This is a genomic window from Citrobacter europaeus (assembly GCF_037482245.1).
Taxonomy (GTDB): Bacteria; Pseudomonadota; Gammaproteobacteria; order Enterobacterales; family Enterobacteriaceae; genus Citrobacter; species Citrobacter europaeus.
On record NZ_CP148084.1, the window covers coordinates 4,086,904 to 4,108,828 of the forward strand.

Consider the following 21,925-nt stretch of genomic DNA (forward strand, 5'->3'; position numbering starts at 1 on the left):
GGGACAGGCCGAAAAGTCAGACATGCAAAAAAGGTGTTTTAGTCTTGTTGATTAACCTTGCGCTCAATCGCTTTGAGACGCTTGCTCATATCATCAATATTCATCACCAGTGCAGCTGTTTTACGCCATACCTTGTTGGGCTGTAGCGGAATGCCTGAGGAATAGACGCCAGGTTCAGTGATAGGACGCATCACCATACCCATGCCAGTAACCGTGACTTTATCGCATATTTCCATATGCCCATTGATCACGCTGGCGCCGCCAATCATGCAGTAACGGCCAATCTTCAGGCTACCCGCCATAATGACGCCACCGGCTACCGCCGTATTGTCGCCAATCACAACGTTATGCGCAATCTGGCACTGGTTATCAATGATAACACCATTGCCGATCACAGTATCGTCCAGAGCACCACGGTCAATAGTGGTACAAGCGCCGATCTCGACGCGATCGCCGATAATCACCCGACCAAGTTGCGGGATCTTCACCCAGTTACCGCGATCGTTCGCGTAACCGAATCCATCAGATCCGACGACAGTACTGGACTGGATCAGGCAATTCTCACCGATCTGAATATCGTGGTAAATCGTCACATTCGCCCACAAGCGAGAACCTGCGCCGATTTTTGTATTTTTTCCGACGAAGCAGCCTGCGCCGATAACGACGTTATCGCCCAGTTCTACGCCAGACTCAATGACCGCATTTGCGCCCACAGAGACATTATTACCCAGCTTCGCCGTCGCATCGATCGCTGCACTCGGTGCAATGTTTTGTGCGGGCTGCGGCGTGGTATCTAAGATTTGCGCCATGCGTGCATAGGTCAGGTAGGGATTCTTCACTACCAGCGCTGCACACTTAGCAAAAGGAAGATCGTCCTGCGTCATCACAACGGCAGAGGCCTGGCATACGCCTAAGTTTTCACGGTACTTAGGATTCACCATGAACGTGATATTGCCAGTTTGCGCAGATTGCATGGACGCTACGCCGGTGATGACGATATCGCCATCACCGTGTAATTCTGCATCCAACTGCTCTGCTAAATCAGCCAGTCGAATTGAAGGCATTACTTATTTAACCTGTTTCAGTACGTCAGCGGTGATGTCTTTTACATCGCTGCTGTTGTATGCAACGGTGTTTGCGTCAACAACCAGATCGATGCTCTGGCTGTTAGCAACAGATTTCACAGCTGTCTGGATACGAGTAACCAGTTTGCCACGTTCTTCGTTGGAACGACGCGCACGATCCTGCTCAAAAGCCTGAGCTTTCTGAGAGAAAGTCTGACGCTGAGCCATAACGTCTTTTTCCAGCTTGGTACGATCGCTACCCGCTTTCATGGATTGCAGACGCTGCATTTTAGATTGCAGATCGGATTCCATACGCTGCAGTTCGCTGGCACGGCCTTTGAACTCGTTTTCCAGCGTAGCAGAAACGCCCGTCTTCTGTGCAACCTGTTGGAACAGGCTACCCATGTTGACGATTGCAATTTTGTCAGCAGCCTGTGCGGACGTTGCCATCGCTAAACCGAGACCTGCAGCTAATAACCACTTTTTCACAATTAACTCCTTACCATCCCATTTGCACCCGAAGGTACAGTTCTTTGCGTGGCCAGGCGATCCCATGCAAGATCGCCTAAAGTCAGCGCTACACTACCACTACATTCCTTTGCGAAGAACAATTACCAGGTTTTACCAATGTTAAACTGGAACTGTTCCGCTTTGTCTCCATCGTACTTCTTGAACGGCTGGGCGTAGGAGAAAACCAACGGCCCCAATGGGGACATCCATTGTAAAGCGATACCCGCGGACATACGGATATTGCTTGGATCGCTGTAGTCCGGATAACCAGAGTACTTAGCTGAATCCCAGTTCGTATCCCAAACGGTACCCATATCCCAGAAGAACGAGGTACGGACCGAGTTGGCATACTTGTCGCTGATAAACGGCGTCGGGGTGATGAATTCCAGGCTGGCGACAGCCATGGCGTTACCGCCCACCGCATCATCCGATTCACACGGTGAAGTATTGCTGGCGTCACACTCGTTATCATAATTGTCATCGTCGTGATAACGATTAGCCGGTAAATAGACAGCCTTCGGACCGATGGTATTGGACTGGAAGCCACGCACGGTGCTGGAACCACCGGCATAGAAGTTCTCGTAGAACGGCATCTCTTTGCCGCCTATTCCATCACCGTAACCCCACTTGGTACGACCCAGAACAACCCACTTGTGATCGTCATCGATCGGTACATAGGTCGCGGTATCCAGCGTCGCTTTGTAGTATTCGTTGTCAGAACCCGGAATGGTCACTTTACCGTTCAGGTTGACACGCGTACCTTCCGTTGGGAAGTAGCCACGGTCCAGCTTGTTATATGTCCAACCATAGTTGAAGGTGAAGTCGTCTGATTTGAAGCTATCAGCGTCAGGATTTTCACCCATGGATTCCAGATAACGTTGCATCGCAACCTGTGGATCCATGTTAGACAAGGAGTTATGTACATAACCGACACCCGCACGCAACGTGTTGTATTCGTTAATCGGGAAGCCAAGCGTTACGTCAGTACCATAACTTTTGTTGGTATAGTCAGACAGGTCTGCGTCATCCGCTTCAAAATCGTTATAGAAGACGCGGCCACCGAGACTCACACCATCAACGGTGAAGTACGGGTTAGTTACAGACAACTCAGTATAGGTCTGGTAGTCGTTTTTGGTGCCGTTAATTCCGACAGAATAACCGGTACCTAACCAGTTATCTTGCTGGACACCGGCCTGGAAGCTCACACCGCTCTCAGTACCGTAACCGACGCCGAAGTTAAAGCTACCGGTGTTACGCTCTTTGACCTTGTAGACCACATCAACCTGATCCGGGCTGCCCGGTATACGCTGAGTATCGGTATCAACGGTTTCAAAGTAACCCAGACGGTTCAGACGCTCTTTACCCTGATCGACCAGATCGCTACCCAACCAGGCACCTTCCATCTGGCGCATTTCGCGACGCAGAACGGAATCTTTAGAGGTGTCGTTACCTTCAAAACGAATCTTACGCACATAGAAACGGTTACCCGCATCTACGTTTACACGTAATTTAACGGTTTTATCGGCATCGTTGATTTCAGGCTGCGACTGTACGCGCGGATAGGCATAACCATAGCGACCCAGAAGCTTCTTGATATCATCTTCCATTTTGGTCACTTTGGTGCCGTTATAGAGTTCGCCTGGCTCGATTTTAGTCAGGGTCTCAATTTCGGCGGAATGCCCGGCCAGGTTACCGCTCACCTGTACCCCAGAAAGCTTGTACTGCTCGCCTTCAGTGATGTTAACGGTGATATAGATACCTTTTTTATCCGGCGTCAGGCTGACCTGGGTAGAATCGATATTGAAGCGAGCATAACCGCGATCCAGATAGTAACTGCGCAGGGTTTCGAGGTCGCCCGCCAGTTTCTGTTTCTGGTATTTACGATCGCCCACTACGTTCCACCACGGCACTTCATCACGCAGTTGGAAGTGAGAGATCAGTTCGTCGGTCGAGAAGGCATGGTTGCCGACGATGTTGATCTGTTGGATCTTCGCCGAAACGCCTTCCTGGAAGACCAGCTTGAGGTCAACGCGGTTACGCGGCAACGGCGTTACCACCGCTTTCACACTGGCGCTGTACTTACCGACGCTGTAGTAGAAATCTTCCAGCCCTTTTTCGATATCGGCAAGCGTGGTGCGATCCAGAGACTCGCCAACACGTACGCCAGACGCCTCGAGGTTTTGCTTGAGCATGTCATCTTTCACCGATTTGTTACCGGAGAAAGTGATGCTGGCAATCGTCGGACGTTCTTTTACCTGAACCAGAAGGGTATCACCATCGCGCAGGACGCGGACATCCTCAAAGTTACCGGTGGCGAACAGAGCACGAATGGTATTACTGATGTCTTCATCATTAACCGTGTCGCCTGTGCGCACCGGCATACTGAGGAGAGCCGCACCAACGGCGACTCGCTGTAGGCCTTCGAAATGAATGTCCTTCACTACGAACCCTTCAGCACCGTATACGGTGGCGCTGCTAAACAGCAGCGACGCTATGAGCAACTTTTTCATCGCCATCGTTATTATGCGTTCTTCCTAACACTCTCTTACAACCGAGAGAAATCATTGAAAAGTGCAAGCCCCATTAACAACACCAGCAAGATAGAGCCAATGCGATAACTAAAGTCTTGAACCCGCTCGGATACCGGACCGCCCTTCAGCTTTTCAATCGCCAGGAACAGCAGATGCCCCCCGTCAAGAACGGGCAACGGAAACAGGTTGATTATCCCTAAGTTCACGCTGATAAGCGCAAGGAACATCAGGTAATAAATAACCCCGAACTCCGCTGACATCCCAGCCCCCTGGGCGATAGAAATCGGCCCACTGAGGTTGTTCAGTTTTACATCACCGGTAATCAATTTTCCCAGCATACTGACCGTCAGCTTCATCAACTGCCACGTTTTATCCGAGGCTTCGAGGATGGCGCTGAATGGCCCATACTGGCGTACAGTCTTATACTCATCAGGCAGAGGAATAACTTTAGGCACCACGCCCGCAAAACCTTCTGCCTTTCCGTTAACCTGTTTTGAATCTGGGGTTAACGTTAAAGACAAGGAACTTCCTTGTCTTTCAATATCTAGCGCTAACGGCTTATCCGGATTATCGCGCACCAGCGTCACGAACGTCATCCATTGCGTAAGCGGCTGACCATTGACTTTAACGATCCTGTCGCCAGCTTGCAAACCCGCCTTACTTGCAGCGGAGTTAACCTGCACTTCTGACAGCACCGATTCGATCTGCGGACCGCGCGGACGAATCCCTAAACTGGAGACGGGATCCTCTTTGTCTGGCTCGAATGCCCAATGGCGTAAATCCAGCGTTTTGTTCTGCCGCTGGTCGCTGCCAAACTGCGCCACGCTGAGAGTCGTACGCTCATCGCCGATTTTGGATACCAGTTGCAATCGCACGGCATCCCAATCAGGGGTTTCGATACCATCAACCGCTTTTAGTTCCGTACCCGGCTGAATTTGCGCCTGCGCGGCAATCGAGTTGGGCGTTATTTCACCAACAACCGGACGAACGCCAGGGACACCGATGATAAACACCAGCCAGTAAGCGAAAATAGCAAAAAGGAAGTTTGCAATCGGACCTGCGGCGATGATGGCTGCGCGTTGTCCAACCGTTTTATTGTTGAAAGCGTAATGGCGCAGCTCCGGTGCGACCGGTTCAGCGCGCTCATCCAGCATCTTGACGTAACCGCCGAGGGGAATCAGGGCGATGACGTATTCCGTACCCGATTTATCGGTACGCCGCCAAAGCGCTTTTCCAAAGCCAATGGAAAAGCGTTCGACGCGGACTCCGCAGCGCCGTGCAACCCAGAAATGACCAAATTCATGCACGGTGATAAGCACACCAAGTGCGACAATGAATGCAGCCAGATTCCAGAGAATACTCAGCATAAGACCATCCGTTAGAGCGTCCTGAATACCAGTAACAACAGGCAGGCAAAGACCGGTACCGCAGCCGTCAGGCTATCAATACGATCCAGAATACCGCCGTGTCCTGGAATTAAGTGACCACTGTCCTTAATACCTGCTTCACGCTTAAACATACTCTCTGTCAGGTCACCCAGCACGGAGGCCAGGGCTGCAACGATGGAGCAAATGAGCAAGGTGACAGGAGCAACCTCAAGATTCGCCCACATGCCATAACCCCATGAGATCACGGCCGCAGTGGCGAGTCCGCCAATAAAACCCTGCCAGGTTTTACCGGGAGAAACCTTCGGCGCCAGCTTATGTTTGCCAAACATCTTACCAAACATATAGGCACCAGAGTCCGCTCCCCAAACGAGGATCATGACATACAGAAGCCATAGCGCGCCACTATAATGATTCTCATCATAGTGCCATGCGCGTAGCGCAAGCATTCCCCAAAAGAATGGGACAATGGTTAACACGCCGAAAATTATGCGTAATGTTTTGGAATTACGCCAGACCGACGCAGAGCCGGGATAAAACAGCACCAGTAACAGCGCCACAACCCACCAGCCCAGCGATGCCCACAGCGATATTTCAACCAGCGGTTGATGAATATTGCGATGATATTCTGGCAGCAAAAATAGCATCAGTGCCAGCAATAGCCCGCACAAAACCGCCAGCCAGACTCGCTGCGTACGCGTGGTAAAACCGCTTAACTGTCCCCATTCCCAGGCGGCCAACATACAGACGACCAACGTAACAATGGCGAACCCCACCGGCGGCAGCAAAAACAGCGCCGCGATGACAACGGGTATTAAAACAAAAGCAGAAATCAGGCGATACTTCAGCAAAAGCGACCCCCATCAGGCTTTTTCATCACCGGGCTCGGTGCCGCCGAAACGACGCTCACGATTAGCAAAGGCATGCAGCGCACCTTCAAAGTCTTGTTCATCGAAATCGGGCCAGAGAACATCCGTAAAGTAAAGTTCGGCATAGGCGATTTGCCACAACAGAAAATTACTAATTCGATGCTCCCCCCCAGTCCTTATCACTAAATCCACAGGAGCCAGTTCATGCATACAAATTTGCTGCCCAAGCATCTCTTCATCGATTTGCTCTGGACGCAGCAGACCATCCTGCACCTGTTGTGCCAGTTGCCTGACTCCCTGGACTATATCCCACCGTCCACCGTAATTCGCTGCAATATTCAGCGTCAACCCGGTATTCTGGGCGGTAATCGCTTCTGATTTGCGAATCCGTTCTTGCAAACGTGAGTTAAATCGACTGATATCCCCGATAATACGCAGGCGTACGTTATGGCGGTGCAGGTTTTTCACTTCGCTATCAAGCGCCCACACAAACAGTTCCATTAACGCGCTCACTTCCTGCGCAGGTCGGTTCCAGTTCTCACTGCTAAAGGCATACAGCGTTAACGCATCAATACCGTTATTGGCAGCAAAAGAGACAGCCCGGCGGACGGATTTTGCTCCGGCCTTATGCCCAAAGGCGCGAATCTTCCCTTGCTTTTTCGCCCAGCGGCCATTGCCATCCATGATAATTGCTACATGGCGACAACCATGTGCTGGCAAATTTTCGCTTAATGGTTTAGTTGCAGACAACATAACGCGTTTTTAGTCCCTGAAAGGATTTACGGTACTCAGGAATACTGAAGCCCATCCACAAAAAAGCCGTGTCAAACCACGGCTTACCCGACCGGAAAAAAGCAAATACCCGCGATCGAGTGGCGCAGACTATATCACTGAAGCCCAACGCTAACAAATAGCGCGATTCTCCGTAGAGGGATTATCATCAGCTTGAGAGTCGCATCACTTCTTTTCTGGCGACGTCCCGTGCGATGGCATCAACCTTCAGCACGTCATCAACGCTCTGCGGCTCCTGCAAATCCATCTTATCCAGCACGGATAAATTCAGGTCAGCAATATCGGTAAATCGGATCTGCTGCGCCAGGAACGCGGCAACGGTAATTTCATTCGCAGCATTCAACGCGGTCGTCGCCGCCTGCCCTTGCTCAAACGCGTCCATCGCCAGTTTCAGGCACGGATAACGCTGGTAATCAGGTGCGGAAAACGTCAACGCACTGAGTTGGCAAAAGTCGACAGGCTTAACGCCGGACGTCACACGTTCTGGCCATGCCATCGTATGAGCAATTGGTGTACGCATATCAGGTTCCCCCAACTGCGCCAGAACGCTACCATCCTGATAACGAACCATCGAATGAATAACCGACTGCGGGTGAATCAGCACTTCCATCTGGCTTGCGCTGGCATTAAATAGCCAACGCGCTTCAATGTATTCCAGACCTTTATTCATCATAGTGGCGGAATCGACAGAGATTTTTCGTCCCATCGACCAATTCGGATGACGACATGCCTGATCGGGGGTCATAGAAACCAGATCGGACAATGGCGTTTCACGGAAAGGGCCACCAGACCCGGTAAGCAGAACTGACATAACGCCGTTTTGCTCAAGGTCAGCGTATCCCAGATTGTGTTGGATAGGTTGCGGTAAACTCTGAAAAATCGCGTTATGTTCGCTATCTACCGGCAAAAGCTGCGCTTTGTGGCGTTTCACGTCGTCCATAAACAAACGCCCACAGGTCACCAGAGACTCTTTATTCGCCAGTAAAATGCTTTTACTCGCACGAATTGCCGCCAGCGTCGGCAGCAGGCCCGCCGCGCCAACAATCGCCGCCATCACCTGATCAACATCATCCAGCGCAGCCATATCACAGGCAGCCTGCTGACCGCTCATGACCTCAGTGCGACTGCCCTGCTCCAGCAGAGCTGCTTTTACCAACGCAGCGCTTTTTTCATCGTCCATTACCGCATAGCGAGGAGAAAACTCCAGGCACTGCTCTACCATGCGGGCGACATTTTTACCCGCCACCAACGCAGCAACACGAAATTTTTCCGGGTTATGGCGTACTACATCCAGCGTACTGCAACCAATGGAACCGGTTGATCCCAGGATGGTTAATTGCTTCATGAGACATCCAGAAGAATTTTACCCTTTAAGGTATATAGACAGAAAAAAGCAAAACGCCGCCATCCAGCCTTCTCAGGCCTTCTAAGCGGCGTTTTTAGCGTACAGGCGAATCAGAACTGCATCAGTTCCGTTTCTTTCTCTGCCAGCGCCGCATCAACTTTCTTGATAGCTGCGTCAGTCAGTTTCTGCACGTCGTCCTGAGAACGGCGATCGTCATCTTCGCTGATCTCTTTTTCTTTCAACAGCGCTTTCACTTTGTCGTTGGCATCGCGACGAACGTTACGTACGGCAACGCGCGCACCTTCTGCTTCGCCACGCACGATCTTGGTCAGATCTTTACGACGTTCTTCAGTCAGCGGCGGCAGCGGAACGCGGATGTCGGAACCGGCAGAGCTTGGATTCAGACCGAGGTCGGAAGCCATAATTGCTTTCTCAACGGCTGGACCCATAGAACGGTCGAACACGTTGATTTTCAGGGTACGGGAATCTTCAACCGTTACGCTTGCCAGCTGGCGCAGCGGGGTCGGCGTGCCGTAATATTCCACGACAATACCATCCAGCAGGCTAGGAGAAGCACGGCCCGTGCGAATTTTGCTGATTTGGTTTTTGAACGCTTCGACGCATTTTTCCATGCGTACTTCAGCATCTTTTCTGATATCGTTGATCACGTTACGAATCCTTGAAAGCTTGTTTCAGTCAGACCATACCCACCACGTAAGATGTGACAAGTATAGTCTTGATTAATTTTGAGGGACGTATCCCGCGACATTAAAGCGGAATATTACCTGCATTTAGCCGCAACGGGAATTATTCCGTGATTAACGTGCCTTCTTTTTCACCCATAACAACGCGGCGCAGTGCACCCGGTTTGTTCATGTTAAAGACACGAATCGGTAATTTGTGGTCACGAGCCAGCGTGAACGCCGCCAGATCCATCACTTTCAGCTCTTTATCCAGTACTTCAGCATAGGTCAACTGTTCGTACATGGTCGCGGTTGGATCTTTAGCCGGGTCAGCAGTAAATACGCCATCGACTTTGGTGGCTTTCAGTACAACATCCGCTTCAATTTCAATACCGCGCAGGCAGGCCGCAGAGTCGGTAGTAAAGAACGGATTGCCAGTACCCGCAGACAAAATAACAACGCGGTTGTTACGCAGCAGGCTGATCGCTTCCGCCCAGCTGTAGTTATCACACACGCCGTTCAGAGGAATTGCGGACATCAAGCGAGCGTTCACATAGGCGCGGTGAAGCGCATCGCGCATCGCCAGACCGTTCATGACGGTGGCTAACATGCCCATGTGGTCGCCCACAACACGGTTCATCCCTGCTTTCGCCAGACCAGCGCCACGGAACAGGTTACCACCACCAATCACTACGCCAACCTGGATACCCAGCTCAACCAGCTCTTTGATTTCCTGAGCCATACGGTCAAGGATGCTTGCATCAATACCGAAGCCTTCTGAACCTTGCAGGGCTTCGCCACTTAACTTAAGCAGAATACGTTTGTAGACGGGTTTTGCATTGGTAGCCATGTTTCTTTCCTGAGACTGTCAACGAATGAGATGAGTTAATTCCGGCGACATTGTATGTCGCTTTTCAGCATGACCACTATAGCGGTTCGCTGAATTTACAAGCCAGACACAAAAAGAAGCCGCCCTCAGGCGGCTCCTTTAAAAATTAAGACTGCTTGGACATCGCAGCAACTTCTGCTGCAAAGTCAGTCTCAACTTTCTCGATACCTTCACCCACTTCAAAGCGGATGAAGCCTGTTACGTCAGCGTTGTGCTCTTTCAGCAGCTGACCAACAGATTTGCTCGGATCCATAACGAAAGGCTGGCCAGTCAGAGAAACTTCGCCGGTGAATTTCTTCATGCGGCCTTCAACCATTTTCTCTGCGATTTCTTTCGGCTTACCAGACTGCATCGCGATGTCCAGCTGAACCTGGTATTCTTTCTCTACCACTTCAGCAGAAACGTCTTCCGGCTTAACGAATTCTGGTTTGCTTGCAGCAACGTGCATTGCCAGCTGTTTAACCAGCTCTTCGTCAGCGCCAGTTGCAGCAACCAGAACACCGATACGAGCACCGTGCTGGTAGTTACCCAGAACTTCGCCTTCCAGGGAAGCAACGCGACGGATGTTGATGTTCTCACCGATTTTAGCAACCAGAGCAACACGTTCTTCTTCGAACTGTGCTTTCAGAACTTCAACGTCAGTGATTTTGCCAGCAACGGCAGCGTCCAGTACTTTGTCAGCAAATGCCTGGAAACCAGCATCTTTAGCAACGAAGTCAGTCTGGCAGTTAACTTCCAGAATGAAAGCGATGTTGCCGTCGATTTTGGTTTTGATTACGCCGTCAGCAGCAACGTTGCCTGCTTTTTTCGCCGCTTTGATTGCGCCAGACTTACGCATGTTTTCGATTGCCAGCTCGATGTCGCCATTAGCTTCAGTCAGTGCTTTTTTGCAATCCATCATGCCTGCGCCAGTACGCTCACGCAGCTCTTTTACCAGGGATGCGGTAATTTCAGCCATTCTAAAATCCTCGGAAGATTTGATCTGCCCGGCATGAAACCGCACAGATTTAAAAGTGAAAAAGGGGCCTAAAGGGCCCCTAACCAAACATGATACTACCTGGTTTATAAGGGCTCTTCCCCTTCATACTCCGAGCCGCAGGTGCGTTGCCTTCGCTCGCTCATCCCAGTCACTTACTTATGTAAGCTCCCGGGAATTCTCGAGCTTGCCGCCTTCCTGCAACTCGAACTATCTCAGGGAAGTTATCAAGCCTTATTATTCAGCTTCTACGAAGCTTTCTTCCGCCTGGGAAGCCAGATCCTGAGAACGGCCTTCACGAACGGTAGTAGCTACAGCGCCCAGGTACAGGGTCACAGCACGGATTGCGTCGTCGTTACCCGGGATAACGAAATCAACACCGTCCGGATCAGAGTTGGTATCAACGATAGCAAATACTGGGATACCCAGGTTGTTTGCTTCTTTAATAGCAATGTGCTCGTGGTCAGCATCGATTACGAACAGAGCGTCCGGCAGACCGCCCATGTCTTTGATACCGCCCAGGCTGTTTTCCAGTTTCTCAAGCTCACGAGTACGCATCAGCGCTTCTTTCTTGGTCAGCTTTTCGAAAGTACCGTCCTGAGACTGAGTTTCCAGATCTTTCAGACGTTTGATGGACTGACGAACGGTTTTCCAGTTAGTCAGCATGCCGCCCAACCAGCGATGGTTCACGAAGAACTGGTCGCAGTTGTTAGCAGCTTCTTTCACCGCTTCGCTTGCAGCGCGTTTAGTACCAACGAAAAGGATTTTACCTTTACGAGCAGAGATCTTGTTCAGTTCAGCCAGAGCTTCGTTGAACATCGGTACAGTTTTCTCAAGGTTGATGATGTGAACTTTGTTACGCGCACCGAAGATGAACGGCTTCATTTTCGGGTTCCAGTAACGGGTCTGGTGACCAAAGTGAACACCAGCCTTGAGCATGTCGCGCATGGAAACAGTTGCCATGATTAAAACCTCTATATATAAAAGTTGGGGTTAAGCCTCCACGCATCCCATATTACCGACCCCAAAGGGCACCCCGGAATATGTGCCGATACGTGTGTGTTGTTACACAAAGTGAGATTTGTCGCTCCCGTCCATCGTGTGTAGTCTTCGAATGGATCGGAAGTCCGGCGCGCTTTATACCACAAATACGCCACCGACACCAATAATTGTTGGCGGTCCGTGCTGGATTAAACAATGAATTTCGTGTTACAGGCAGGCGGCAAATTTTTGAATCCCCGGGAGCTTACGACCAGTAAGTGACCGGGGTGAAAAAATGTAGCCAACGCATCTGTGGCACGAAAGGCGAAGTTCAGAATGATTCTCAATTTGGCAGGGTACACCCCAGACTGATACCATTGACCGCACTTACACAATTATTGTCGAAATAATCGACACTGATGGACAGAATTCATGGCTATCTCAATCAAGACCCCTGAAGAAATCGAAAAAATGCGCGTCGCTGGCCGCCTGGCCGCCGATGTTCTGGAAATGATCGAACCGTTTGTTAAACCGGGCGTCAGCACCGGCGAGTTGGATCGCATCTGTAATGACTACATCGTGAACGAGCAGCAGGCCATTTCCGCCTGCCTGGGCTATCACGGTTATCCGAAATCCGTATGCATCTCTATTAATGAGGTAGTGTGCCACGGGATCCCGGACGACGCCAAGCTCCTGAAAGACGGCGATATCGTCAACATCGACGTTACCGTGATTAAAGATGAGTACCACGGTGACACCTCGAAAATGTTCATCGTCGGCAAACCAACTATTCTGGGCGAGCGTCTGTGCCGCGTCACGCAGGAAAGCCTGTATCTGGCGCTGCGGATGGTAAAACCGGGTATTCGCCTGCGTACGCTGGGCGCTGCGATTCAGAAATATGCGGAAGGCGAAGGTTTCTCTGTAGTCCGCGAATACTGCGGTCACGGCATTGGTCGCGGCTTCCATGAGGAGCCGCAGGTTCTGCACTACGATGCAGACGACGGCGGTGTGGTTCTGCAACCGGGTATGACCTTCACCGTAGAACCCATGCTGAATGCTGGTGATTACCGTATTCGCACCATGAAAGACGGCTGGACGGTGAAAACCAAAGACCGGAGCTTGTCTGCTCAGTACGAGCATACTATTGTGGTGACGGAAAATGGCTGTGAAATTCTGACGCTGCGCAAGGATGACACCATCCCGGCGATTATTACGCACGACGAATAACTTATTGCCTGATGGCGCTGTCGCTTATCAGGCCTACAAATGGCACTCTCCCGTAGGCCGGATAAGCGTAAGCGTCATCCGGCTTTTTAATGGGTGGTAACAATGAATACTCTTCCTGAACAGCACGCAAATACGGCCCTCCCCACCCTGCCAGGCCAACCGCAAAACCCCGGCACCTGGCCACAGCACGATCTCAACTGCCCCGGAATTAAAGCGCATATCGACACGTTCCAGCTCTGGTTAGGTGACGCGTTTGACAGTGGAATTTCCGCAGAGCAGCTGATAGAAGCCCGCACCGAATTTATTGATCAGTTGCTTCAGCGCCTGTGGATTGAAGCCGGTTTCGGCCAAATTGCCGACCTGGCGCTGGTTGCCGTTGGTGGTTACGGGCGCGGCGAACTGCATCCGCTTTCCGACATCGACCTGCTAATCCTCAGTCGTAAAAAGCTACCTGACGCGCAGGCCGAAAAAGTCGGCGAACTGTTAACGCTGCTCTGGGACGTAAGGCTGGAAGTGGGGCACAGCGTGCGTACGCTGGAAGAGTGTCTGCTGGAAGGATTGTCAGATTTAACCGTCGCCACCAACCTGATTGAAACACGCCTGCTGATTGGCGACGTAGCGCTGTTTCTTGAGCTACAAAAACATATTTTTAGCGAAGGTTTCTGGCCTTCCGATAAGTTTTACGCCGCCAAAGTGGAAGAACAAAATCAGCGCCACCAGCGCTATCACGGCACCAGCTACAACCTGGAGCCAGATATCAAAAGCAGTCCCGGCGGCCTGCGCGATATCCATACCCTGCAGTGGGTGGCCCGCCGCCATTTTGGCGCCACCTCGCTGGATGAAATGGTCGGTTTCGGCTTTTTGACGCTGGCAGAACGTGCCGAGCTCAATGAATGTTTGCATATCCTGTGGCGCATACGTTTTGCCCTGCATCTGGTCGTTAGTCGTTACGACAATCGTCTGCTGTTTGACCGTCAGCTCAGCGTGGCGCAACGCCTGAACTACGGCGGCGAAGGCAACGAGCCTATCGAGCGGATGATGAAAGACTATTTCCGCGTCACCCGACGGGTCAGCGAGCTGAACCACATGCTGTTGCAGCTATTCGACGAGGCGATCCTCGCCATGCCCGCCGACGAAAAGCCGCGTCCGATTGATGACGACTTTCAACTGCGCGGCACATTGATCGATCTGCGCAACGACGACCTGTTTATCCGCAAACCCGAAGCGATACTGCGGATGTTTTACATCATGGTACGTAACAGCGCGATCAGCGGGATTTACTCCACCACGCTGCGCCATCTGCGCCATGCCCGCCGTCATTTAACCCAGCCGCTATGCTACATCCCGGAAGCGCGTTCGCTGTTTCTCAGTATGTTGCGCCATCCAGGCGCGGTGAGTCGCGGCCTGCTGCCAATGCATCGCCACAGCGTGTTGTGGGCCTATATGCCGCAATGGTCGCATATTGTCGGCCAAATGCAGTTTGACCTGTTTCATGCCTATACGGTGGATGAGCACACCATCCGCGTAATGCTCAAGCTGGAAAGTTTTGCCAATGAAGAAACCCGCCAGCGCCATCCGCTGTGTGTGGATCTGTGGCCGCGTCTGCGACAGCCAGAGCTGATTCTGATTGCCGCGCTGTTCCACGATATCGCCAAAGGTCGCGGCGGCGATCATTCGGTTCTCGGCGCTCAGGACGTGCTCAAATTCGCCGAACTGCACGGTCTGAACTCCCGCGAAACGCAGCTGATCGCATGGCTGGTGCGCCAGCATTTACTGATGTCGGTTACCGCTCAGCGTCGCGATATTCAGGATCCCGAAGTGATCAAGCAATTCGCCGAAGAAGTGCAAACGGAACATCGTCTGCGCTTTCTGGTGTGCCTGACCGTCGCGGATATTTGCGCCACCAACGAAACGCTGTGGAATAGCTGGAAGCAAAGCCTGCTGCGTGAGCTGTATTTCGCCACGGAAAAACAGTTACGTCGTGGGATGCAAAACACGCCAGATATGCGTGAGCGCGTGCGCCATCATCAGCTTCAGGCGCTGGCGCTACTGCGCATGGACAACATCGATGAAGAAGCGCTGCACCACATCTGGTCACGCTGTCGCGCCAACTACTTCGTGCGTCACAGCCCAAATCAGCTGGCCTGGCATGCGCGTCATCTGCTGCAACACGATCTCAGCAAGCCGCTGATCCTGCTAAGCCCGCAGGCCACCCGCGGCGGGACGGAGATTTTCATCTGGAGCCCTGACCGCCCTTACCTGTTTGCCGCCGTTTGCGCCGAACTGGACCGGCGTAATCTTAGCGTCCACGACGCGCAGATCTTCACCACACGCGATGGGATGGCGATGGATACGTTCATCGTACTGGAACCGGACGGCAGTCCGCTGTCGTCAGACCGACACGAAGCGATCCGTTTTGGACTGGAACAGGCGATCACCCAGCGTAGCTGGCAGCCGCCGCAACCGCGTCGCCAGCCGGCAAAATTACGTCACTTTACCGTCGATACCGAGGTCACCTTTCTGCCGACCCATACCGACCGAAAATCATTCCTTGAGCTTATCGCTCTCGACCAGCCTGGGCTGCTGGCGCGGGTCGGGCAGATTTTTGCCGATCTGGGAATTTCGCTGCATGGCGCCCGAATTACAACTATTGGCGAGCGAGTAGAAGATTTATTCATAATCGCCACCGCCGACCGGCGCGCTCTTAATAATGAGCTGCAGCAGGAAGTGCATCAACGGTTGACAGAGGCCCTCAATCCAAACGATAAAGGGTAATGTTTTTATTTATTATGGAAAGAGTTTAACAATGCAGCAGTTACAGAACGTTATTGAGTCCGCTTTCGAGCGCCGTGCCGACATTACTCCGGCAAATGTAGATACCGTAACCCGCGAAGCGGTGAATCAGGTTATTTCCTTACTGGATTCCGGTGCACTGCGCGTCGCAGAAAAGATTGAGGGTCAGTGGGTCACGCATCAGTGGCTGAAAAAGGCGGTCCTGCTCTCTTTCCGTATTAACGATAATCAGGTTATCGAGGGTGCGGAAAGCCGTTACTTCGATAAAGTGCCGATGAAATTCGCCAACTACGACGAAGCGCGCTTCCAGAAAGAAGGTTTCCGCGTGGTTCCGCCAGCTGCCGTGCGTCAGGGCGCGTTTATCGCCCGTAACACCGTGCTGATGCCGTCTTACGTGAACATCGGCGCTTATGTGGATGAAGGCACGATGGTTGATACCTGGGCGACCGTGGGTTCCTGCGCGCAAATCGGTAAAAACGTTCACCTGTCCGGCGGCGTTGGCATCGGCGGCGTACTGGAGCCGTTACAGGCTAACCCGACCATCATCGAAGACAACTGCTTCATCGGCGCACGTTCTGAAGTGGTTGAAGGCGTAATCGTCGAAGAAGGCTCTGTTATTTCTATGGGCGTATACCTGGGCCAGAGCACCAAAATCTATGACCGCGAAACCGGCGAAGTTTTCTACGGCCGCGTTCCGGCGGGCTCCGTGGTTGTCTCCGGCAACCTGCCGTCGAAAGATGGCAAGTACAGCCTGTACTGCGCGGTCATCGTGAAGAAAGTCGATGCCAAAACGCGCGGCAAAGTGGGAATCAACGAACTGTTACGCACCATCGACTAACAGCGATTTGAAAAAGCGGGCTTAGCCCGCTTTTTTTACATCTGCGAGTGGCATAAACAAGGCTTTTCGTTAATTATTCAATGGTTATAGTGAGCTTAAGGGTACCGCTATGTATGACAATCTGAAAAGTCTGGGCATTACTAATCCTGAAGAAATCGATCGTTACAGCCTGCGGCAAGAAGCCAACAACGATATCCTGAAAATCTATTTCCAGAAGGATAAAGGCGAGTTTTTTGCCAAGAGCGTGAAGTTCAAATATCCCCGTCAGCGTAAAACGGTTGTCGCCGATGGCGTCGGCCAGGGTTACAAAGAGGTGCAGGAGATCAGCCCCAACCTGCGCTACGTGATCGACGAACTGGATCAGATCTGCCAGCGCGATCGCAGCGAAGTCGATCTTAAACGCAAGATCCTCGATGATTTACGTCATCTGGAAAGCGTTGTGACCAATAAGATCAGCGAAATTGAAGCCGATCTGGAAAAACTAACGCGTAAATAACCGTGAGTGGATGTATTTGTAGGCCGGGTAAGGCGATGCCGCCACCCGGCATTTTGCCTGATAAGCGTGCCGCCATCAGGCAATTAATCAATGCTGCTCATCTAACTGCAACGCCACATACAACAGCAGTCGATCGTCAAAATTCCCCAGATCCAGCCCGGTCAGTTCTGAAATACGGTTCAGACGATACTCCAGCGTATTGCGGTGAATAAACAATGCTTTTGAGGTTGCCAGCGGCTGAACGTTATGCCGAAACCATGCCGCTAATGTCCGACGCAGCAAACCGTTGTTATCCATCGCTTTCAGCCTTGCCAGCGGGCGCGCCAGCTCATTGGCCTGCCAGCCGCCGCGCAGACTGTCCAGCAGTACCGGCAGCATCAAATCCTGATAGAAATAGCTACGGCTTTCCGGCATCCGCTGCTTGCCGACCATCATGGTGGTGCGCGCCGTACGATACGAACGGGCAATGCTGCCAGGCCCGGTAAAATAGTTGCCCAGCGACACGCGAAAACGCAGCTGTCCATTCTCTTTCATACGGGTAATAAGCTGCTCAACGCGCTTGCGATGATCTTCAGCGTCCCAGCGACCAAACTGATTGAGCGCCGGTTTCAACACTACCATCTCGGTCAGGGAAACAATCGCAATCAGATTATTACGTTCAGGCGTGGTCAACGCGTTCTGCAATTGCTGTAGCTCTGCCATCGCGCTGTCAACGCCAAGCTGGCCGCTGTCGACCTCCACCACCGCTACCACGCGCGGCTGGTTCAAATCAATGCCCAGTCGCTGGGCCCATTCCATCAGCGCCGGAGTATTCTCCTCCGCCTGAATCAGGTTCATCACCAGCTCTTCACGCAGACGGCTATCCTGCGCTAACAGATGCATCAGACGCGACTGTTCCAGCATCATTTCGGCGGTCATGCACACCAGTTCGCCATACTTGCGCAGATGTTCCGGTTCGCCGGTAAGGCCGATAACGCCAACAATTTCGCCTTCCAGACGCAGCGGCAGGTTTATCCCCTGACGCACACCGTGCAGATGCCGGGCTACCGCATCGTCAATATCGACCACTCGACCTTGCGAAAGCACCAGCAGCGCCCCTTCGTGCAATTCACCAATACGCTCGCGATCGCCGCTGCCGATTATCCGCCCACGGGCATCCATTACGTTGATATTGGTATCGATGATGCGCATGGTGCGCGCAACGATATCCTGCGCCATTTTGGTATCAAGATGCCAGCCAGCCATAAATCCCTCCTGTGAGCAGAGCTCAAGCATAGGGAAGATAATAAGCGCCGACATTGTGCAAATGCACAAAGCAGAAGGGAGAAGTATGGAGTTGTGGCAAATATCACAAAAAGAAACCCCTTCCAGTGCAGGAAGGGGTTGAGGGAGATTACTGCATCAACAGATAGATGGAGCTGTCACCACGCTGAATGTTCAGCGCCAGCACCGCCGGTTTGCTGTCGAGGATTTTGCGCAGTTCGGCGATGTTTTTCACCGGCTGCTGGTTAGCACCGATAATCACGTCACCTTTCTTCAGGCCAATCTGTGCAGCCGGAGTATTCGGTTTCACGTCGCTGACCACGACCCCTTTATCCTGGCCTTTGTTGCTCATATCCGCACCTTCAATGCCTTTGAAGATAGAGCTGGAATCAACCTGAGTCTGGCTGCTCTGCTGCAGTTCCAGATTCACGGTGACCGGCTTACCGTCGCGCAGCAGGCCAAGGTTAATTTTGCTGCCTACCGGCATCGTACCCACCTGCGCACGCAGGGCGGCGAAGCTGCTGATAGGTTTGCCATTCAGGGAGGTAATCACATCCCCGGCTTTAATACCGGCTTTCGCTGCGGAAGAGTTCGGCATTACCTGGCTGACGAATGCGCCGCGCTGAGCGTCAACTTTCATCGCTTTCGCCAGCTCAGAGCTCAGTTCGGTCCCCATAATACCCAGCTCACCACGTTTAACCTGACCAAACTCAACCATCTGCGAAGTCAGGTTTTTCACCATGTTGCTTGGGATTGCAAAACCGATACCGATGTTACCGCCGTCCGGCGCGAGGATCGCAGTGTTAATGCCGATCAGCTCACCGTTCAGGTTGACCAGCGCGCCACCGGAGTTACCACGGTTGATCGCAGCATCCGTCTGAATAAAGTTTTCATAGTTCTCCGCGTTCAGGCCGCTACGACCCAGCGCAGAAACGATGCCGGAGGTCACGGTCTCACCGAGGCCAAACGGGTTACCGATTGCTACGGTGTAATCACCCACGCGCAGCGCGTCGGAATCTGCCAGCTTAATCGCCGTCAGATTTTTCGGATCCTGAATTTGGATCAGCGCGATATCGGAGCGCGGATCTTTACCCACGATCTTCGCGTCAAATTTACGGCCATCGCTCAGTTGAACCTTAATCACCGTAGCGTTATCCACCACGTGGTTGTTGGTTACGACATATCCTTTCGCGGCATCAATAATTACACCAGAACCCAGCGCCATAAATTTCTGCTGCTGGCCGCCGCCGTTACCAGCGCCCGGCGCGCCGCCCTGACAGAACGGTGAACTCTGGAACGGAGAACCGTCCTGGCAGAACGGTGAGTTATCACCAAAGAACTGCTGGAAATTACGCGGCATACGCGGCGTATTTACCGTCGTGCTCCCCTCGACGTTAATACTTACCACCGATGGCATCACTTTTTCGAGCATCGGGGCCAGGCTTGGCATCTGTTGGGCGGTCATTGCTGAAGACGACGTCTCAGCCGCTGTGGCAGACAGGGGGGACAACGCCAAACCTAAACTCAGAGCCAGTGCACTCATTGCTAATGTGGTTTTTTTCATGTGTTTCGTTCTCGATTAACAGATAACGCAAAATTGCTGTATACGTCAGAGTCGTTTTATAGCGCTAAGTTCCAGAATTGAGTTTAAGGAAAAAGTAAAATTTTATTGGCCGTCTTTACAAATGAGTATTTATTGTTCTACGGCCATCAAGCGACGATATTCATCCCATGCATACAAATCTGTCATCCCGCTGATATAATCCTGAATCAGCCGACAGCGATAATAATATTCCAGAACCGGAAACTCGGCGCAACCCGTTGATATTTTACTAACCACCTCAACATAAGCAAGACGATGGCGAGTTGACAACTTCTGAAATAATCGGGATTCGATAGGAAAACGTTTTACTCTTTCATTTTCGACCAGTTCAGTAAAATCTGACTGGGACATTTTTAATAAAGGCTGATAGATTTCCAACAATCCGGTGATCACCCGATAGCCCTGCAATTCCAGCTGCTCTACGTCAGGATGACTAAATACATGTTTTACCGCCACATTTTTATAGACACCCAGCAACTGGCTAAAGCTACTGGCATCTTCCAACAGCGCGTGATTAAAGCTGCCGGCAAATATCTGCGGTAAGTTATCAATAAACCGCTGGGCCGCATACGGCACCAGTTTATTCAGCGTATTAACGCGTAAATACATAAAGAACTGATCTTCGGTGCTCCGGCTTAATGTATTTGAACGTGACTTCTCCCAGGCGTTCTCAACAACCTGACTAAACAGAGAGCCTTTTTCGTGATGCCCCCACGCCTCATGCAGATGGTGATAAAGTTGCTCGACGCTAAAGATTCTTTTCTCAACGGCATCTTCCAGGTCGGCCACGCAATATGAGATATCATCGGCAGCTTCCATAATCCAGGTTAATGGAAAACGACTGTAAGGTGCTAATGATAATTCTTTACGTAACCGCTCAATATACGGTTCCTCGGAAAGGTAATAGCCCGGCTTCTTCATTAAATAGTTATGCGTCGCGGGCGTATCGCCTCGCCACCACGCCGGACGGGTATATTTTAAAATACCGCCGACCTGCGCCCAGGTAAGATTCATACGCATCAAAGTATGCACCAGACGAATACCCTGCGCATTGCCTTCAAAATGGCACAGGTCCTGGCGCACCTTACGGCGAATATCATTCAGCGACTCTTCACCTTCGCGCAAACGCAACGCCGCTACCAGGCAGCGGTCATCGCTAAGCGGCTGACTTTCCGCGTCGGCCGGATACAGTCGCTGGCGGAACCAGTCATTAATCGCCGCTTCGCCAAAATGACCAAACGGCGGATTACCGATGTCATGCATCAGACACGACATTTCGACAATACTCTCAAACGGTCCCGTCAGTTCATCCAGACCATACAGCTCCAGCAGCTTTAGCTCTTTCAGCCGGCTGAGGATCTCTTTCGCGATATAGCGCCCAACCTGCTGCACTTCCATCGAGTGCGTCAGGCGCGTACGCACCGCCGCGTTACGCTCCAGCGGAAAGACCTGGGTTTTTTGTTGCAGTCGGCGAATTGCCGGAGAATTGATAATACGTCCACGATCGCTTTCAAAAATTCGCAGGATCTCATGCTCCGTCTTCACGCCCTGCGGCGAACGGTAACGGCGATGCCAGTTTATTTTTTTTCGGAAATCGATCTGTACCATATCCTCTCCCGCCTGAGAAATGCGCTACCCCTTAAGCGCATGATAGACTATGCCCTCAAATCTGGCTTATCG

Annotated in this window: 18 protein-coding genes; 4 read left to right on the forward strand and 14 right to left on the reverse strand. The window is 51.9% G+C overall.

Annotation, left to right across the window (positions count from 1 at the left end):
- Positions 1 to 38 precede the first annotated feature (38 nt).
- The 11 genes from lpxD to rpsB form a co-directional block, all read right to left on the reverse strand.
- On the reverse strand, positions 39 to 1,064 hold the full coding sequence (gene lpxD / locus WHR59_RS19210; RefSeq protein ID WP_338843381.1) for a UDP-3-O-(3-hydroxymyristoyl)glucosamine N-acyltransferase: 1,026 nt from the start codon (positions 1,062 to 1,064) through the stop codon (positions 39 to 41).
- A gap of 3 nt (positions 1,065 to 1,067) precedes the next feature.
- Positions 1,068 to 1,553: a molecular chaperone Skp gene (skp, locus tag WHR59_RS19215; protein ID WP_016151765.1), complete on the reverse strand. Its 486-nt coding sequence runs from the start codon at positions 1,551 to 1,553 to the stop codon at positions 1,068 to 1,070.
- Between the two features lie 122 nt (positions 1,554 to 1,675).
- Positions 1,676 to 4,090, reverse strand: a complete 2,415-nt coding sequence (gene bamA / locus WHR59_RS19220) for an outer membrane protein assembly factor BamA (protein ID WP_043018490.1) — start codon at positions 4,088 to 4,090, stop codon at positions 1,676 to 1,678.
- 29 nt (positions 4,091 to 4,119) lie between these two features.
- A complete protein-coding gene (rseP, locus tag WHR59_RS19225; RefSeq protein ID WP_043018489.1) occupies positions 4,120 to 5,472 on the reverse strand; it encodes a sigma E protease regulator RseP in 1,353 nt (450 codons plus the stop codon).
- Positions 5,473 to 5,483: 11 nt separating this feature from the next.
- Positions 5,484 to 6,341 carry a phosphatidate cytidylyltransferase gene (cdsA, locus tag WHR59_RS19230; protein ID WP_043018488.1) on the reverse strand — a complete coding sequence of 286 codons (858 nt, stop codon included), beginning with the start codon at positions 6,339 to 6,341 and terminating at the stop codon, positions 5,484 to 5,486.
- Positions 6,342 to 6,353: 12 nt separating this feature from the next.
- On the reverse strand, positions 6,354 to 7,112 hold the full coding sequence (gene ispU / locus WHR59_RS19235) for a (2E,6E)-farnesyl-diphosphate-specific ditrans,polycis-undecaprenyl-diphosphate synthase (protein WP_003018543.1): 759 nt from the start codon (positions 7,110 to 7,112) through the stop codon (positions 6,354 to 6,356).
- Positions 7,113 to 7,299: 187 nt separating this feature from the next.
- Entirely contained in the window at positions 7,300 to 8,496 is a 1,197-nt protein-coding gene (ispC, locus tag WHR59_RS19240; RefSeq protein ID WP_087051035.1) for a 1-deoxy-D-xylulose-5-phosphate reductoisomerase, read from the reverse strand.
- Between the two features lie 110 nt (positions 8,497 to 8,606).
- Positions 8,607 to 9,164, reverse strand: a complete 558-nt coding sequence (gene frr / locus WHR59_RS19245) for a ribosome recycling factor (protein ID WP_043018486.1) — start codon at positions 9,162 to 9,164, stop codon at positions 8,607 to 8,609.
- 139 nt (positions 9,165 to 9,303) lie between these two features.
- Positions 9,304 to 10,029, reverse strand: coding sequence for a UMP kinase (gene pyrH / locus WHR59_RS19250; RefSeq protein WP_005132114.1), 726 nt, complete (start codon positions 10,027 to 10,029; stop codon positions 9,304 to 9,306).
- A 145-nt stretch (positions 10,030 to 10,174) separates the two neighbouring features.
- Positions 10,175 to 11,026, reverse strand: a complete 852-nt coding sequence (gene tsf, locus WHR59_RS19255; RefSeq protein ID WP_016151759.1) for a translation elongation factor Ts — start codon at positions 11,024 to 11,026, stop codon at positions 10,175 to 10,177.
- Positions 11,027 to 11,281: 255 nt separating this feature from the next.
- Positions 11,282 to 12,007, reverse strand: a complete 726-nt coding sequence (gene rpsB / locus WHR59_RS19260) for a 30S ribosomal protein S2 (protein WP_016151758.1) — start codon at positions 12,005 to 12,007, stop codon at positions 11,282 to 11,284.
- 450 nt (positions 12,008 to 12,457) lie between these two features.
- Between rpsB and map the strand changes: the two genes are divergently transcribed.
- The 4 genes from map (at position 12,458) to WHR59_RS19280 (ending at position 17,379) form a co-directional block, all read left to right on the forward strand.
- Complete coding sequence (gene map, locus WHR59_RS19265) at positions 12,458 to 13,252, forward strand: type I methionyl aminopeptidase (protein WP_043018485.1); 795 nt, start codon at positions 12,458 to 12,460, stop codon at positions 13,250 to 13,252.
- A 102-nt stretch (positions 13,253 to 13,354) separates the two neighbouring features.
- Entirely contained in the window at positions 13,355 to 16,027 is a 2,673-nt protein-coding gene (glnD, locus tag WHR59_RS19270; RefSeq protein ID WP_047406089.1) for a bifunctional uridylyltransferase/uridylyl-removing protein GlnD, read from the forward strand.
- Positions 16,028 to 16,058: 31 nt separating this feature from the next.
- Complete coding sequence (dapD, locus tag WHR59_RS19275) at positions 16,059 to 16,883, forward strand: 2,3,4,5-tetrahydropyridine-2,6-dicarboxylate N-succinyltransferase (RefSeq protein WP_043018483.1); 825 nt, start codon at positions 16,059 to 16,061, stop codon at positions 16,881 to 16,883.
- Between the two features lie 109 nt (positions 16,884 to 16,992).
- Positions 16,993 to 17,379: a DUF3461 family protein gene (locus WHR59_RS19280; RefSeq protein ID WP_003018562.1), complete on the forward strand. Its 387-nt coding sequence runs from the start codon at positions 16,993 to 16,995 to the stop codon at positions 17,377 to 17,379.
- Positions 17,380 to 17,466: 87 nt separating this feature from the next.
- Here the strand turns inward: WHR59_RS19280 and cdaR are convergent, their stop codons facing one another.
- The 3 genes from cdaR to dgt form a co-directional block, all read right to left on the reverse strand.
- Positions 17,467 to 18,624 (reverse strand): DNA-binding transcriptional regulator CdaR, encoded by a 1,158-nt coding sequence (cdaR, locus tag WHR59_RS19285; RefSeq protein WP_043018482.1) that lies wholly within the window; start codon positions 18,622 to 18,624, stop codon positions 17,467 to 17,469.
- 148 nt (positions 18,625 to 18,772) lie between these two features.
- Positions 18,773 to 20,206, reverse strand: a complete 1,434-nt coding sequence (gene degP / locus WHR59_RS19290; protein WP_043018481.1) for a serine endoprotease DegP — start codon at positions 20,204 to 20,206, stop codon at positions 18,773 to 18,775.
- A gap of 129 nt (positions 20,207 to 20,335) precedes the next feature.
- The gene (gene dgt, locus WHR59_RS19295; protein ID WP_181230757.1) at positions 20,336 to 21,853 is read right to left on the reverse strand and encodes a dGTPase; all 1,518 of its coding nucleotides are present in this window, start codon (positions 21,851 to 21,853) and stop codon (positions 20,336 to 20,338) included.
- Between the last annotated feature and the right edge of the window lie 72 nt (positions 21,854 to 21,925).

Excerpts from the sequence above, each read along its gene's own strand:
- lpxD (WP_338843381.1), bottom strand. The coding sequence starts at position 1,064 with ATGCCTTCAATTCGACTGGCTGATTTAGCAGAGCAGTTGGATGCAGAA.
- bamA (WP_043018490.1), bottom strand. The coding sequence starts at position 4,090 with ATGGCGATGAAAAAGTTGCTCATAGCGTCGCTGCTGTTTAGCAGCGCC.
- rseP (WP_043018489.1), bottom strand. The coding sequence starts at position 5,472 with ATGCTGAGTATTCTCTGGAATCTGGCTGCATTCATTGTCGCACTTGGT.
- ispU (WP_003018543.1), bottom strand. The coding sequence starts at position 7,112 with ATGTTGTCTGCAACTAAACCATTAAGCGAAAATTTGCCAGCACATGGT.
- ispC (WP_087051035.1), bottom strand. The coding sequence starts at position 8,496 with ATGAAGCAATTAACCATCCTGGGATCAACCGGTTCCATTGGTTGCAGT.
- pyrH (WP_005132114.1), bottom strand. The coding sequence starts at position 10,029 with ATGGCTACCAATGCAAAACCCGTCTACAAACGTATTCTGCTTAAGTTA.
- tsf (WP_016151759.1), bottom strand. The coding sequence starts at position 11,026 with ATGGCTGAAATTACCGCATCCCTGGTAAAAGAGCTGCGTGAGCGTACT.
- rpsB (WP_016151758.1), bottom strand. The coding sequence starts at position 12,007 with ATGGCAACTGTTTCCATGCGCGACATGCTCAAGGCTGGTGTTCACTTT.
- map (WP_043018485.1), top strand. The coding sequence starts at position 12,458 with ATGGCTATCTCAATCAAGACCCCTGAAGAAATCGAAAAAATGCGCGTC.
- glnD (WP_047406089.1), top strand. The coding sequence starts at position 13,355 with ATGAATACTCTTCCTGAACAGCACGCAAATACGGCCCTCCCCACCCTG.
- dapD (WP_043018483.1), top strand. The coding sequence starts at position 16,059 with ATGCAGCAGTTACAGAACGTTATTGAGTCCGCTTTCGAGCGCCGTGCC.
- WHR59_RS19280 (WP_003018562.1), top strand. The coding sequence starts at position 16,993 with ATGTATGACAATCTGAAAAGTCTGGGCATTACTAATCCTGAAGAAATC.
- cdaR (WP_043018482.1), bottom strand. The coding sequence starts at position 18,624 with ATGGCTGGCTGGCATCTTGATACCAAAATGGCGCAGGATATCGTTGCG.
- degP (WP_043018481.1), bottom strand. The coding sequence starts at position 20,206 with ATGAAAAAAACCACATTAGCAATGAGTGCACTGGCTCTGAGTTTAGGT.
- dgt (WP_181230757.1), bottom strand. The coding sequence starts at position 21,853 with ATGGTACAGATCGATTTCCGAAAAAAAATAAACTGGCATCGCCGTTAC.